This window comes from Streptomyces sp. NPDC104381, from assembly GCF_055583745.1.
This window is the reverse complement of sequence record NZ_JBVJNK010000005.1, coordinates 78,283-91,760: the sequence shown is the minus strand read 5'-3', so window position 1 is coordinate 91,760 and position 13,478 is coordinate 78,283. Positions and strand designations below refer to the sequence as shown.

Genomic DNA, 13,478 nt, shown 5'->3' with positions numbered 1-13,478 from the left:
GGCCGTCAGCGGAGAAGGGACGGGAGGATCACGATCCGCAGCCGGAGTACCGGCCGGGACCACCCGCGGTCCCCACGGGCTCCGGGCGCGGCGCGAGCGGCTCGGCGGAGCGCGAGGCGCTGACCGAAGGCGCGGTGATGACGACCCGCGACGGCGACGGCGGTCTGGTGACGGCCCCCGTGGGGGCGGTCCCGGCCGACACCGGTGGCGCCCCGTCGGTGGTCCGCGCCTGCGCCCGGCTGAGCAGGACCACACCCTGGACGGCGGCCGCCGCACCGATGAGCGCCGGGACCATGCCGAGCATCCCGCCCTGGACGCGTTCGCCGAGGAGGATCAGGCCGATCGCGGCGGCGGCCACCGGGTTGGCGAGGGTGACGACGGCGAGCGGGGCGCCGAGGCCGCCCCGGTAGGCGGTCTGGGACAGCATCAGGCCGCCCAGCGCGAAGAAGGAGACCAGCACCGCGACGGTCACCAGGCGCCAGCTCAGCAGCGGGCCCGCATGGTCGGTCGCGGCGACCGTCAGGGTCTGGGTGAGCGCGGAGGCGACCCCGGAGGTGATGCCCGAGGCTGCGGCGTGCCGCAGACCGGGCCGGGCGCCGGGGCGGCCGAGCGTCGCGACCAGGGCCATGGTGACCGCGCCGACCCCCAGGGCCTCGGGGAGGCTCAGGGTGTCGTGGGGCGCGGCGCCGCCCGCGGCCAGGAGCAGCGCGGCGAGGCCGACGAGGGTGAGGAGCGTGCCGCGCCACTCCGTACGGCTGACCCGCCGGCCGGCGGCGCGGGCCCCCAGCGGTACGGCGGCGACGAGCGTCAGGGCGCCGAGCGGCTGGACGAGGGTGAGGGGTCCGTACTTCAGCGCGGCGACGTGCAGCAGCGCGCCGCCCGCGTTGAGGCCGACCGCCGACCACCAGGCGCCGCGGCCCATCATGCTGAGCGTTCCGGCGGAGGGGTCGGTCCGGCCGGCGAGCCTGGCCTGGGCCACCGCGGCGGCCGCGTAGGCGCCGGCGGAGACGAGGGAGAGCGCGACGGCTATGAGCGTGGCGTTCATCGGCGTGCTCCCGACGGCGCGTAGGCGGGCTCCGTGGAGCCGCGCTGGACCGGGAAGGCCGCCGGCCACGGCAGGTGCGTGCGAACCGGTGCGCGCGGCAGCCTGAGCGCGGCGTACGCGACGGCGAGCAGGGCGGAGACCACGATCGCGTCGAGCCAGTAGTGGTTGGCGGTGCCGACCACGACGAGGAGGGTGAGCAGCGGGTGCAGCAGCCACAGCAGGCGCCACCGGGAGCGGGTGGCGACGATGAGCCCGACGGCGACCACCAGGGCCCAGCCGAAGTGCAGGGAGGGCATGGCCGCGAACTGGTTGGCCATCGAGTCGGTCGCCGGGGTGTCCCCGTACACCGTCGGGCCGTAGACCTGACCGGTGTCGACGAGGCCGGCGGCGTGCAGCATGCGCGGCGGGGCGAGCGGGAAGAGCAGGTGCAGGGCGAGCGCGGCGCCGGTGAGGGCGGCCAGGACGCGTCGTGACCAGACGTAGTGGCGCGGGCGGCGCCAGTACAGCCACACCAGGAACGCCACCGTGGCCGGGAAGTGCACGGTCGCGTAGTAGGTGTTCGCCGCCTGGACGAGCGGGTGGCTGTGCAGCAGAAGGCCCTGTACCGCTCCTTCGCCGGGAAGGCCGAGGGCCCGTTCGAAGCCCCAGACGTCCCCGGCGTTGCGGAAGGCCTCCTCGACATGGCCGTTCGCGGCCTGCCGGCCGAGTTTGTAGACGAGGAAGAGTCCGGCTGTCAGAAGCAGTTCCCGGACGAGGGGCGGTCGGGCCGAGGTGTCCGGCTCCCGCTCCGCAGGCTCCCTGCGGGTGTACATCACCCGTGCCCCTTTGCTGACGATGCGCTGTGACGACGTCGGCATGGCCACTCCATGCCGTATCGATACGCCAGTGTACCGATACGGCGGCGTATCGGTACACTGGCGTATCGGTACACTGCCGTATCGAGGATCCCCAGCCACAGGGCCGCAGAGAGGGAAGCAGATGCCGTCGCCCGGTTCAGCACAGGAGTCAGCGCCCACGTCACGCCGGTCGAAGATCACACCGGAGCGGGCACAGGAGCTCTACACCGCCGTACTGGACCTCCTGCGGGAGAGTGGTTACGAGTCCCTGACGATGGAGGGCGTCGCCTCGCGGACGCGGTGCGGGAAGTCCACGCTCTACCGCCAGTGGGGCTCCAAGCCCGAGCTGGTCGTCGCGGCCCTGCACGGCACCCGGAGAACGCTGTTCTCGGACATCGACACCGGCACCCTGAGCGGGGACCTGCACGAGGTGGCGCGGGTGGTGGACGCCACGTCCGGCAAGGACACCGCGTTGATGCACGCGCTCAGCCACGCCGCCCTCCAGAACCCCGACCTGCTGTGCGCCCTGCACTCGACACTGATCACCCCGGCCATCGCCGCGATCGACGAGATGGTCGAGCGCGCGGTCCGGCGCGGCGAGATCGCGGCCGACAACCCCGCCGCCGAGTACGTGGCGGCCCAGGTGCTCGGCATCATGCGCGCCCGGTCACTCCTGGAGGGCCGCTACCCGGAGGACACCTTCCTCGCCCGCTTCATCGAGTGCGCCGTACTTCCGGCACTCGGACTCCCCGCCTCCCCGCCCGCCCCCGAGGGAAGCGGGACCTGATGAACGTGGACCGTCGCCCCAGCGGATGACGGCGGTCCACCCGCGCGCCGCACCGTGGGGACGGGGTCGGCGCACACCCGCCCGGCCGGTGGTCTCCCAGGAGACCACCGGCCGGCCGCATTTCCGTCCGACCCCCTCACCCCTTCTCGTCCTCTTGACGATATGCAGCACGCCTCGTTATCGTCGTCATGACGAGAAAAAGGGGGTTCGACATGGCCGACATCACCCGGCGCTTCGGCTGGCGACACCTGCGCTCCGCGCCCACCGCCCACATCCGGCACCACAGGCGCGGCAGGCTCACGCACGACGGCCCCGGACTGAGCTTCTGGTACCGGTCGCTCTCCGCGGCGCTCTCCGAGGTCCCGGTCGACGACCGCGAGCTGGCGATGGCCTTCCACGCCCGTACGGCGGACTTCCAGGACGTCACCGTGCAGGCGACGGTCACCTACCGGATCAGCGATCCGGCCGAGGCCGCCGTGCGGCTCGACTTCTCGGTGGACCCCGACACCGGGGTGTGGCGGGGCGCTCCCCTGGAGCAGATCGCCACCCTGCTCACCGAGACCGCGCAGCAGCACACCCTGGACGTGCTGGCCCGCACCCCGCTGGCCACCGCCCTGGTGGACGGGGTCGCGGCCGTACGGGAGCGGGTCGCCACCGGGCTCGCCGCCGAGCCCCGGCTACCCGCCACCGGCATCGACGTCGTCGCCGTACGCGTCGTCGCCATCCGCCCCGAGGCGGAGGTGGAGCGTGCCCTGCGCACGCCGGCCAGGGAGCAGATCCAGCAGGAGGCCGACCGCTCGGTGTACGAGCGCCGGGCGGTCGCCGTGGAGCGCGAGCGGACCATCGCCGAGAACGAGCTCGCCAGCAAGATCGAGCTCGCGCGCCGCGAGGAGCAGTTGGTGGACCAGCGCGGCACCAACGCGCGCAGGGAGGCCGAGGAGAAGTCGGCGGCCGACGAGGTGCGTACGGCCGCCGAGGCGGCCCGCACCGTGCGCCTGGCCCGCGCGGAGGCGGAGGCGGCCCGCGAGGTCGGCACGGCGCGCGCCGAGGCGCAGGCGGCCTGGCTGCGGGCGCACGCGGAGGCCGACCCCGGCACGCTGCACGCGCTGGCCGCGACCCGGCTGGCCGAGAATCTGCCCCGCATCGACAGCCTCACCCTCTCCCCCGACGTCCTGACCGGCCTGCTCGCCAGGCTCGGCAGGCCGGAGCCGGAGGCGCGGGCGTGAGCCTGGCCCCGCGGGCGGTACTGGTGCACCGGACGACGGAGTACGAGGAGCTGCTGGCCCGCCACGGGACGCACGGGCAGGCCGCGTTCGTGCTGGCCGGACGGGGCCGGTCCATCGACGAGGTGGCCGAGCGCCACCGGCGCGGCGAGCGGGCGCTCACGGAGGTGGCCGCCGCTCTGCCGCTGCGGTGGCGGCGGACCCGGGTGGAGCGGGCGGACCTCGACCGCTTCCTCTTCGGGCCCGAGGACGTGGTCGTGGTGGTCGGGCAGGACGGTCTGGTCGCCAACGTCGCGAAGTATCTGTCGGGCCAGCCCGTGGTGGGCATCGACAGCGACCCCGGCCGCAATCCCGGGGTCCTCGTACGCCACCGGGCCCGGGACACCGCGGCGCTGTGCCGGGCCGCGGCGTCGCCCGGCGGACGGGTGGACGCCCTCACGATGACCGAGGCCGTCGCCGACGACACGCAGCGGCTCCTCGCCCTCAACGAGATCTATCTCGGACCGCCCGGACATCAGACCGCCCGCTACCGCATCGGCCCCGACGGCACCGCGTCCGCCGGAGAGCCGCAGGCGTCCTCGGGCGTACTGGTCGGCACCGGCACGGGCTCCACCGGCTGGCTGCGCTCCCTCTGGCTGGAGCGCGGCAGTCCGCTGCGGCTGCCGGCCCCCTCCGATCCCCGGCTGGTCTGGTTCGTGCGCGAGGCCTGGCCCTCACCGGCCACCGGCACCTCGATGGTCGCGGGCGAGCTGGCCGGCGGGGAGGGCCTCAGGCTGACCGTCGAGTCGGACCGGATGGTGGTGTTCGGCGACGGCATGGAGTCCGACGCACTGGAGCTGACGTGGGGGCAGTCGGTCCGGCTGGGCATCGCGGAGACCACGCTCAACCTGGTGGCGTGAGCGCCGTGTGAGGATGGCGCGAGCCCCGCGGGCGACCGTACGGACCCTCGGGGACCATCAGCGACCGGCAGGGAGCAGGCAGCGCATGACCACCGATTCCGTGAACGTACCGCCCAGGAACGCCCGCCCGCCGCTCGCCCAGTCCGCGCTCGGCGTGGGTGTCGTCGTGCGGGACGGGGAGGGCAGGATCCTGCTGGGGAGGCACCACGGCGGCACCTGGGAGCTGCCCGGCGGCAAGGTCGACCCGACCCATGAGTCGGTCGCGGCGGCGGCCGCCCGTGAGCTGCGCGAGGAGACGGGCCTGCGGGTGCCCGTGGACGCCGTGGGCGTCTTCGCGATGGTGCACGACGTGGTCGGAGGCATCAACCGGATCAGCATGGGCGCGCTGGTGAGCGTGGAGTCGGCGGACCCGCAGGTCACCGAGCCCCACCTCATCAGTGCGTGGCGCTGGACCGACCCGGAGAACCTTCCGGGTCCCCTGTTCGACCCGTCGGCCCAGATCCTGGCCGTCTGGCGCCCGGACCTCGCCATCGACCACCCACCGGCCCACCATCTGCGGATCGCCCCCACCCCGTGACCCGGACCCCACGGAAAACCCCTAGGCCGATAAAACATTTGCCTAGGGGTCATAGGCAGAGTTAGCGTCGAACGCATGAGAGCCGTCAGTGAGCAGGACATCCGTGCGTCGTTCGTCAACTGTTCCAAGGGGGAAGCGAAGCGCCTGCCGCTCCCGCGCGATCTCGACGAGCGCCGCTGGGACGATCTGGACTTCCTGGGCTGGCGCGACCTCTCGGCCCCCGACCGCAGCTACATCGTCACGGAGCTGCGCGGGGAGCTCGTGGGGATCACCCTGAGGTTCCCGTCCCAGCAGCGCGGCTTCCTGCACCGCAGCATGTGCTCGGTCTGCCTGACCACCCACCCGGGCAGCGGGGTCTCCCTGATGACCGCGCGGAAGCGGGGGCAGGCCGGCCGGGACGGGAATTCGGTGGGCATCTACCTCTGCACCGACCTCGACTGCTCGCTCTACGTACGCGGCAGGAAGACGCCCGCGCCCGGCGGCCGCTTCGAGGAGTCGCTGACCGTCGAGCAGCAGATCGAGCGGACGAGGGAGAAGCTCGCCGGGTTCCTGGACCTGCTCGCCGCCTGACCGGGGCAGAAGGGGACACCGCCCTCTCGCCGCGTGACCCGGGGCGGGAGGGGACACCATCCCCGCCCGCCTTCCGAGGCAGAGCACCCCCCGCCCGGGCGGACCGGGCCGGGGCGACGCCCCTCCCCCCGTCAGCGGAGGCGGACCGGCGTCTCCCTCAGCGCCTCGATGACACTCTCGACGTGTGCCCGCGCGGCCGCCTCCGCCGCGTCCGCGTCGCCCGCGACGACCGCCTCGATGATCGCCAGATGCTGCGGCAGCGACTGCGCCGGGCGGCCGGGGCGCAGCGCGAGCCGGAACTGGTAGCGCACCATCTGGCCGTTCATCCGCTCCAGCAGGGCCTGGGCGACCTTCTGGTCGCTGACTTCGCCGACGCACTCGTGCAGCCTGCGGTTCAGCACCGAGTAGGCGTCCGGGTCGCCGTCCTCCACGGCCCGGGTCATCGCCGAGCCGATCTTCTTCAGCTCCTGGCGCACCTCGTCCGAGGCGTACTCGGCGGCCCGCCTGGCACACAGGCCCTCCAGCAGGGCCCGGCACTCGGTGATCTGGATGGCCTCCTCGACGGAGATCACCCGCACCCGCGCGCCGCGCCGCGGGATGAGCTCCACCAGCCCTTCGGCCGCCAGGTCCTGGAGCGCCTCCCGCACCGAGCTCCGGGTGGCCCGGAAGACCTCGGACAGCTCCTGCTCGACCAGCCGCTGCCCCGGCACCATGTCGCCCGCCGCGAGCGCCTCCCTGATACCGCTGGAGACCGCGTTCCGGCCTGTCCGGCCGGTGACCTGATTCGCCGTCACCCCTCCGCCTTCCGTACGTCGTCGGGACATCCTCGCCGCCGCGTGGATCTCACGCCGCGACATCAGCGATGATGCCTGAAACTTTCTCGTCAGGCATATTGTCAACAATTTCATCGACGGTTACGGTGGCGTGACAGCCGGCCGGGCGAGGCAGGCCGGAGCGCAGCCCTCCGGCGCCGTACGCGCCGGCAGGACACGCAGGCACTTCGAAGAGGAACAGCGATGATCATCGACTGCCACGGCCACTACACGACGGCCCCGCCCGCACTGGAGGGCTGGCGGAACCAGCAGATCGCGGCCCTCGGTGACAGCTCCCTCTCCCCGCGGAGGGCCGATCTCGAGATCAGCGACGACGAGCTGCGCGAGAGTGTCGAGCCGAACCAGCTGCGGCTGATGGACGAGCGTGGCATCGACATGACGGTCTTCTCGCCCCGGGCGTCCTTCATGGCGCACCACGTGGGTGACTTCACCACCTCCTCGGAGTGGGCGGCCCTCTGCAACGAGCTGTGCTTCCGGGTCAGCCGTCTCTATCCGGAGCGCTTCGTCCCCGCGGCCATGCTCCCCCAGTCCCCGGGCGTCGATCCGGCGACCTGCGTACCCGAGCTCGTCAGGTGCGTCGAGGAGTACGGCGCGGTCGCGCTCAACCTCAACCCCGACCCGTCGGGGGGCCACTGGACCGCTCCGCCGCTCACCGACCGCTCCTGGTACCCGCTGTACGAGAAGATGGCCGAGTACGACATCCCGGCGATGGTCCACGTCAGCACCAGCGTGAACCCGGCGTTCCACACGACGGGGGCGCACTACCTGAACGCCGACACCACCGCGTTCATGCAGCTCGTGCAGGGCGACCTGTTCCGGGACTTCCCCACGCTCCGGCTGGTCATCCCCCACGGCGGCGGCGCGGTCCCGTACCACTGGGGCAGGTTCCGCGGCCTGGCGATGGCCCTCGGGAAGCCGCCGCTGGAGGAGCACGTGCTGGGCAACGTCTACTTCGACACCTGCGTGTACCACCAGCCCGGATCGGACCTCCTGTTCGACGTCGTCCCCACCCGGAACATCCTCTTCGCGTCGGAGATGATCGGCGCCGTCCGTGACGTCGACCCCCGGACCGGCCACCACTTCGACGACACGCGCCGCTACGCCGATGCCGCGGGCCTGCCCCCGGAGAAGCTGGCCGACATCCAGGAGCACAACGCCCGCTCCGTGTACCCGCGTCTGGACGCCCTGCTCAGGCGTCAGGGCCGCTGACCCCCGCGCGGGACGCAGATGCCCCGCCCCCTTGCCCCCTCCACACCTTTTGTGCCGTCAGGAGATTCGATGAGTGCGCCTTCCCCCAGGACCCCGGGCTGGCTGGACTGGTACCGGGATCCGTCCGTACCCGCGTTCCGGCTGCCGGCGGGCACCGTCGACGCCCACTGCCATGTGTTCGGGCCGCAGGCCGCGTTCCCGTTCGCCCCCGAGCGCAAGTACACGCCCTGTGACGCCGGGAAGGACCAGCTCGCCGCACTACACGAGCACCTGGGCGTCAGCCGCGCGGTCATCGTCCAGGCCACCTGTCACGGCGCGGACAACACCGCGATGACCGACGCGGTCCGCGCGGCCGGTGGCCGGGCGCGCGGCATCGCGACCGTCCGGCCGGACATCACCGAGGCCGAACTGGGCGAGCTGCACACGGCCGGGGTGCGCGGGGTCCGCTTCAACTTCCTCCGCCGGCTGGTGGACACCTCCCCGAAGGAGGACCTGGCCACGATCGCGGCGAAGATCGCCCCGCTGGGCTGGCACATCGTGCTCTACTTCGAGAGCGCCGATCTCCCGGAGCTGGGCGGCTTCTTCGGCTCCCTGCCCGCTCCCCTGGTGATCGACCACATGGGCCGGCCGGATGTGACCCTGCCGGTGGACGGCCCGCAGTTCACCGGCTTCCTCCGGTTCGTCGACGCCCACGACGTCTGGGTGAAGGTGAGCTGCCCCGAGCGTCTCAGCGTGACCGGCCCCGCCGCACTCGACGGGGAGAGGCACGCCTACACCGATGTCGTGCCGTTCGCCCGCCGTGTGATCGAGGAGTTCGGGGACCGGGTGCTGTGGGGCACGGACTGGCCGCACCCCAATCTGACGGACCACATGCCCGACGACGGCCTCCTGGTCGACCACGTGCCTCGGGTCGCGGTCACCCCCGAGCAGCAGTACCGGCTCCTCGTCGCCAATCCGATGAGCCTGTACTGGCCCGGCGAAGGCGTCTGATCTCCCCCGCACCCGCACTCCGACAGGGACCGTCCCCATGCAGCACGCCAACGCGGCGAACCGGCTGGACCGGCTGCCGATCTCCCGCTTCCACAAGACCACCCTGCTCGCGGTGGCCTTCGCGTACTTCTTCGAGTTCGCGGACATCAACAGCTTCGCGACGACCGCGCCCAAGCTGATCGACCTCTGGGGTGTGACGGTCGACCAGGTCGCCTACGTCACCTCGCTGTCGTTCGTCGGCATGTTCCTCGGTTCCGTCGTCGCGGGAGCCGTGGCCGACCGGTGGGGCCGCAAGAAGACCCTGCTCCGCACCACGCTGTTCTTCGGCTTCTTCTCGTTCGTCTCGGTCTTCGCGTGGGACATCGTCTCGCTGGGCGTCTTCCGGGTGCTCACCTCGGCGGGCCTGTCGGCCATGACCGTCGTCGCGGTCATCTACGTCAACGAGATGTATCCGGCCGCCGTCCGCGGCAAGTTCCAGGCGTACGCCATGGTCATCGGGATCTGCGGCACCCCGGCCACCAACCTGATCGCCAGTCTCGTCGTCCCGCTCAGCGACTGGTCCTGGCGGCTGGTCTACCTGTGGGGAGCGCTCGGCATCCTCCTCGTGCTGTTCTCCAGGCACCTCAAGGAGTCGCCCCGCTGGTACGAGAGCAAGGGCGACCATGCCGCGGCCGACACGGTGCTGCGTGAGATCGAGGCCCTGGTGAGCGCCGAGAAGGGGCCGCTCGCCGTGCCGGCGGAGCCCGTCGAGGAGCCCCCGGCGGTCAAGGCGCCGCTGCGTCTGCTGCTGAAGAAGAGGTACCTCGCGCCGACGCTCCTGCTCACCGTCCTCTGGGTGACCCAGACCATCGGCTTCTTCGGCTACTCCAGCTGGGCACCCACCCTTCTGTCCAAGGAGGGCTTCAGCGTCGAGAAGTCCGTCTTCTACGTCGCCCTCACCACGGTCGGCGCACCCCTCGGCTCCTATCTGGCCTCCCTGGTCACCGACCGGTTCGAGCGCAAGTGGTGCCTGGTCGCGTTCGGCACGGTCATCGCGGCGTGCGGTCTGCTCTACGGTCTGACCTTCGACCCGGTCCTCATCGTGATCTTCGGCTTCCTGGTGAACCTCTTCGAGCGCGGCTACACCGCCCTGGCGTACGCCTACTCCCCCGAGCTCTTCGACACCCGGAGCCGCTCCCTGGGGACGGGCATCACCTACGGGATCGGCCGGCTGTCGAACGCCGCGGGACCGCTGATCATCGCGGCGCTCTACAACCGCACCGGCTACCAGAGCGTCTTCTACTTCATCGCCGGTGTCTGGATGGTGGGCGCGGTGGCCCTCGCCGTGTTCGGCCCCCGGACCCGGCCCCCGCGGCCGGCCGTACGGAAGCCGGGGACCGTCCCGTCCGCTACCTGAGCGGCCGGCTCCTCGGCACCACGACGGGCGAGGCGTCGCCCGGGGCGCGGAGTATGTCCGCGTCCAGCCCGTAGAGCTCCTTCACCAGGGTCTCGTCGACCGTGCCGGCCGGTTCGCCCCGGCCGATGACCCGCCCGTCCTTCATGGCCACGAGGAGGTCGGCGTAGCGGGCCGCCGCCGCCAGGTCGTGCTGCACCATGACGACGGTGCGGCCGGTCGCGGCGACCTCCCTGACCAGCTCCAGGACTTCCACGGCGTGGCCGAGGTCGAGGGCGCTGGTGGGTTCGTCGAGCAGGACGACCGGGGTGTGCTGGGCGAGGACCATCGCGAGCCAGCAGCGCTGACGCTGGCCGCCGGAGAGCCTGTCCAGGCGCTCGGCGGCCAGTCCGGTCGTTCCGGTGGCCTCCAGGGCGTCGCGTACGGCGTTCTCGTCCTCCTTCGACCACTGGCGCAGCAGGCCCTGCCGGGGGTGGCGGCCGTAGCGGACGAGCCCGGCGACCGTGACCGCCTCGGGGGCGCGCGGCGACTGGGGCAGCAGCGCGACGCGGTGGGCGGCCCGGCGCCGGGTGAGTTCCCAGATGTCCTCGCCTCCGACCCGTACGGTTCCCGAGTCGGGGCGGTGCAGGCGGGCGATCGCGCGCAACAGGGTGGACTTCCCGCAGCCGTTGGGGCCGACGATCGCGACGACCTGGCCGGCGGGGACGGTGAGGCCGACGTCCTCGACGACGGGCCGGCCGGGGTATCCGGCGTGGAGCGCGGTGACGTCGAGGCCGGGGGCGCTCTCGCGTGGTGTGTCGGTCATGGGGCTGGTCACGCCTTTCCGGTGGCACGGTCCGGGCGGAACAGGACCCAGAGCAGGAAGGGGCCGCCGAGGACGCTGGTGACGACGCCGACGGGCAGTTCGACGGGGGCGGCGACCCGGCCCAGGGCGTCGGCTGCGGCAATCAGGGCCGCGCCGGTGAGCGCGGATCCGGTGACCGGGACCCGGGTGGGTCCGGCCGGCCGCTGGGCGAGGACCGGGGCGGCGAGCGCGACGAAGGCGATGGGCCCGCCGACGCCGACGGCCGTGCCCGCGAGGGCGACGGCGAGGGCCAGGGCCGCCGCGCGCAGCCGGCGCGGGTCGACGCCGAGCGAGGTGGCCACGTCGTCGTCGAAGCGCAGCAGTTGGAGCCGGTGGCCGACGGCGAGGGCGAGCGGGACGAGGAGGAGCAGGACGAGCGCCAGCGGCGTACCGACGCCCCAGTCACGGCCGTTGAGGCTGCCCACGGCCCAGAGGAAGACGCCGCCCGCCGTGTTGTCGTTCTCCCGGGACATGATCAGGTCGCCCACCGCGCCGAGGAACGTGGAGACCCCGATGCCGGTCACGAGGACGCGGTATCCGGCGCTTCCGGCTCCGCCGGCGCACAGCACGACGATCACGGCGGCCGCGACGGCGCCGACCGGGCCGAGCCACCAGTTCCCCACCATGCCGGTGCTGGAACCCGCCGCGGCGGCCACGACGGCCGCGGTGGCGCCGTCGTTGACGCCGACCAGGTCGGGGGCGGCGAGGCGGTTGCCCGCCAGGGTCTGGGTGAGGCAGCCCGCGATGCCGAGCGCGGCGCCGACGAGGAGTCCGACGAAGATCCGGGGCAGCCTGAAGTCCCGCACGATCATCACGGTGCCCGGGTCGCCGGTGCCGAGGAGCCCGGAGAGGGTTTCCGGCAGGCTCATGCCGGTCGAACTCGCCAGCACCGCGAGGGCGACGAGGACGGCGAGCACCGGCACGAGGACGACGGCGGTGAGTGCGCTGCGGCGCGGGAGGAGCCAGGAGTACGCGCCCTTGCGGAGCACGGTGCTGTCGGGGGGTGTCACCTCGGCGGCAGAGGCGCGGTGCGGTGGTGTCATCTCGGCATCGGCACGCGGGATCGTCACGCCGGCGGTTTCCGGGTCGGTCATGCCTCGGCCCCCGCGGTGGACAGGCGGGAGGAGCGGGCGATCCAAACGAGCATCGGACCGCCGACGAAGGCGAGAAGCACGCTGACCGGTGTCTCCCAGGGGCGGATGACGACCCGGGCGAGGATGTCGGCCAGGAGCATGATGTCGGCCGCGATCAGGGCGGACAGGACGAGTTGGGCCGTCATGCGGGGCCCGGTCAGCGCCCGCGCGGCGTACGGGGCCAGCAGGCCGAGGAAGGCGATGGGCCCGGCCACGGCCACCGCGCAGCCGGCCAGGAGCGAGACCGCTCCGGCGACGACGAGCCGGATGCGCCCGGGGTGGTGGCCGAGCGAACGGGCGCCGTCGTCCCCGAGGCCGAGCGCCGACAGCGGGCGCGCGCAGGCCAGTGCGGTGAGCAGGCCGAGGGCCACCAGCGGCAGCAGGGGGACGAGAGCGGAGACCTCCACCCCGGCGAGCGAGCCGATCGTCCAGTAGCGGTAGGTGTCGAAGGTCGACCGCGTGCCGAGCAGGACGTAGGAGGTGCAGCCGTGGAAGGTGGCGCCGAGCGCGGATCCGGCCAGGACCAGGCGCAGTGGCGAGCCCGCGGTCCGTCCCGATCCGGCGAGGAGCAGGACGACGGCGCTGGCGGCCATGCCGCCGACGAGGGCCCACACGAGCAGCGCACCCGGGGATCCGGCGCCGAAGAACGTGAGTCCGACGACAACGGCGAAGGCGGCCCCGGAGTTGACGCCGAGCAGACCGGTTTCGGCCAGTGGGTTGCGGGTGGCGGCCTGGAGCAGACAGCCCGCCGCACCGAGGCAGGTGCCCACCAGGAGCGCGGCGAGCGTGCGCGGGAGGCGTACGTCCATGACGGCCAGCCGGAGTTGGGCGTCGGCCCTGGCGGCGGGGTCGCCGAGGAGGAAGTCCCAGGCGCGCCCCACGGGGCTCGCGCCGGTGCCGATGACGAGGGAGAGCAGCACGAGGGCCAAGAGAACAAGCAGAAGTCCCCCGGCGATCAAAGGGGTTGACCGGTCCTGGTCGGGGGGAGTCCCCGATGGGCGGGATCCGGCTGACCTTGGCCGACCCCCTTGCGCTATCGACATAAGGTTAGCCTAACCTAAATGCACTCGTCCGGTTCTGGCGGGTCACGGGCAGACCTATGCCCTGAAGTGGCGCGATGTGTACCGCTTCTCTCCGAT

At 72.7% G+C, this 13,478-nt stretch carries 14 protein-coding genes; 8 read left to right on the top strand and 6 right to left on the bottom strand.

The window, feature by feature from the left end; translation table 11 throughout:
* Positions 1–28 precede the first annotated feature (28 nt).
* Entirely contained in the window at positions 29–1,045 is a 1,017-nt protein-coding gene (locus ACZ607_RS18200) for a DMT family transporter (protein WP_469735689.1), read from the bottom strand.
* Entirely contained in the window at positions 1,042–1,860 is an 819-nt protein-coding gene (locus ACZ607_RS18195) for a phosphatase PAP2 family protein (RefSeq protein ID WP_469736606.1), read from the bottom strand. Before ACZ607_RS18195 ends, ACZ607_RS18200 begins: the two co-directional genes overlap by 4 nt.
* 163 nt (positions 1,861–2,023) lie before the next feature.
* Between ACZ607_RS18195 and ACZ607_RS18190 the strand changes: the two genes are divergently transcribed.
* The 5 genes from ACZ607_RS18190 (at position 2,024) to ACZ607_RS18170 (ending at position 5,937) form a co-directional block, all read left to right on the top strand.
* Positions 2,024–2,668, top strand: coding sequence for a TetR/AcrR family transcriptional regulator (locus ACZ607_RS18190; protein WP_469735688.1), 645 nt, complete (start codon positions 2,024–2,026; stop codon positions 2,666–2,668).
* A 212-nt stretch (positions 2,669–2,880) separates the two neighbouring features.
* Positions 2,881–3,894 carry an SPFH domain-containing protein gene (locus tag ACZ607_RS18185; protein WP_469735687.1) on the top strand — a complete coding sequence of 338 codons (1,014 nt, stop codon included), beginning with the start codon at positions 2,881–2,883 and terminating at the stop codon, positions 3,892–3,894.
* Positions 3,891–4,790: a diacylglycerol kinase catalytic domain-containing protein gene (locus tag ACZ607_RS18180; protein ID WP_469735686.1), complete on the top strand. Its 900-nt coding sequence runs from the start codon at positions 3,891–3,893 to the stop codon at positions 4,788–4,790. Before ACZ607_RS18185 ends, ACZ607_RS18180 begins: the two co-directional genes overlap by 4 nt.
* Positions 4,791–4,875: 85 nt before the next feature.
* Positions 4,876–5,367, top strand: a complete 492-nt coding sequence (locus ACZ607_RS18175; RefSeq protein WP_469735685.1) for a nucleotide triphosphate diphosphatase NUDT15 — start codon at positions 4,876–4,878, stop codon at positions 5,365–5,367.
* Positions 5,368–5,442: 75 nt separating this feature from the next.
* Complete coding sequence (locus ACZ607_RS18170; RefSeq protein WP_469735684.1) at positions 5,443–5,937, top strand: FBP domain-containing protein; 495 nt, start codon at positions 5,443–5,445, stop codon at positions 5,935–5,937.
* A 131-nt stretch (positions 5,938–6,068) separates the two neighbouring features.
* Here ACZ607_RS18170 and ACZ607_RS18165 read toward each other — a convergent pair whose 3' ends face one another.
* Complete coding sequence (locus tag ACZ607_RS18165) at positions 6,069–6,761, bottom strand: GntR family transcriptional regulator (RefSeq protein ID WP_469735683.1); 693 nt, start codon at positions 6,759–6,761, stop codon at positions 6,069–6,071.
* A 192-nt stretch (positions 6,762–6,953) separates the two neighbouring features.
* On the opposite strand from ACZ607_RS18165, the gene ACZ607_RS18160 reads away from it, so the two are divergent.
* The 3 genes from ACZ607_RS18160 to ACZ607_RS18150 all read left to right on the top strand — a co-directional run bounded on the left by ACZ607_RS18160 (position 6,954) and on the right by ACZ607_RS18150 (position 10,365).
* On the top strand, positions 6,954–7,979 hold the full coding sequence (locus ACZ607_RS18160; protein ID WP_469735682.1) for an amidohydrolase family protein: 1,026 nt from the start codon (positions 6,954–6,956) through the stop codon (positions 7,977–7,979).
* A 69-nt stretch (positions 7,980–8,048) separates the two neighbouring features.
* A complete protein-coding gene (locus ACZ607_RS18155; protein ID WP_469735681.1) occupies positions 8,049–8,969 on the top strand; it encodes an amidohydrolase family protein in 921 nt (306 codons plus the stop codon).
* A gap of 37 nt (positions 8,970–9,006) precedes the next feature.
* Positions 9,007–10,365: an MFS transporter gene (locus ACZ607_RS18150; protein WP_469735680.1), complete on the top strand. Its 1,359-nt coding sequence runs from the start codon at positions 9,007–9,009 to the stop codon at positions 10,363–10,365.
* Here the strand turns inward: ACZ607_RS18150 and ACZ607_RS18145 are convergent.
* From ACZ607_RS18145 to ACZ607_RS18135, 3 genes are read right to left on the bottom strand one after another with little or no spacing between them, the layout of a single operon-like run.
* Positions 10,358–11,167, bottom strand: a complete 810-nt coding sequence (locus ACZ607_RS18145; protein ID WP_469735679.1) for an ABC transporter ATP-binding protein — start codon at positions 11,165–11,167, stop codon at positions 10,358–10,360. The genes ACZ607_RS18150 and ACZ607_RS18145 overlap by 8 nt on opposite strands.
* A gap of 8 nt (positions 11,168–11,175) precedes the next feature.
* Positions 11,176–12,249 carry a FecCD family ABC transporter permease gene (locus ACZ607_RS18140; protein WP_469736604.1) on the bottom strand — a complete coding sequence of 358 codons (1,074 nt, stop codon included), beginning with the start codon at positions 12,247–12,249 and terminating at the stop codon, positions 11,176–11,178.
* Positions 12,250–12,296: 47 nt separating this feature from the next.
* A complete protein-coding gene (locus tag ACZ607_RS18135; protein WP_469735678.1) occupies positions 12,297–13,382 on the bottom strand; it encodes a FecCD family ABC transporter permease in 1,086 nt (361 codons plus the stop codon).
* Between the last annotated feature and the right edge of the window lie 96 nt (positions 13,383–13,478).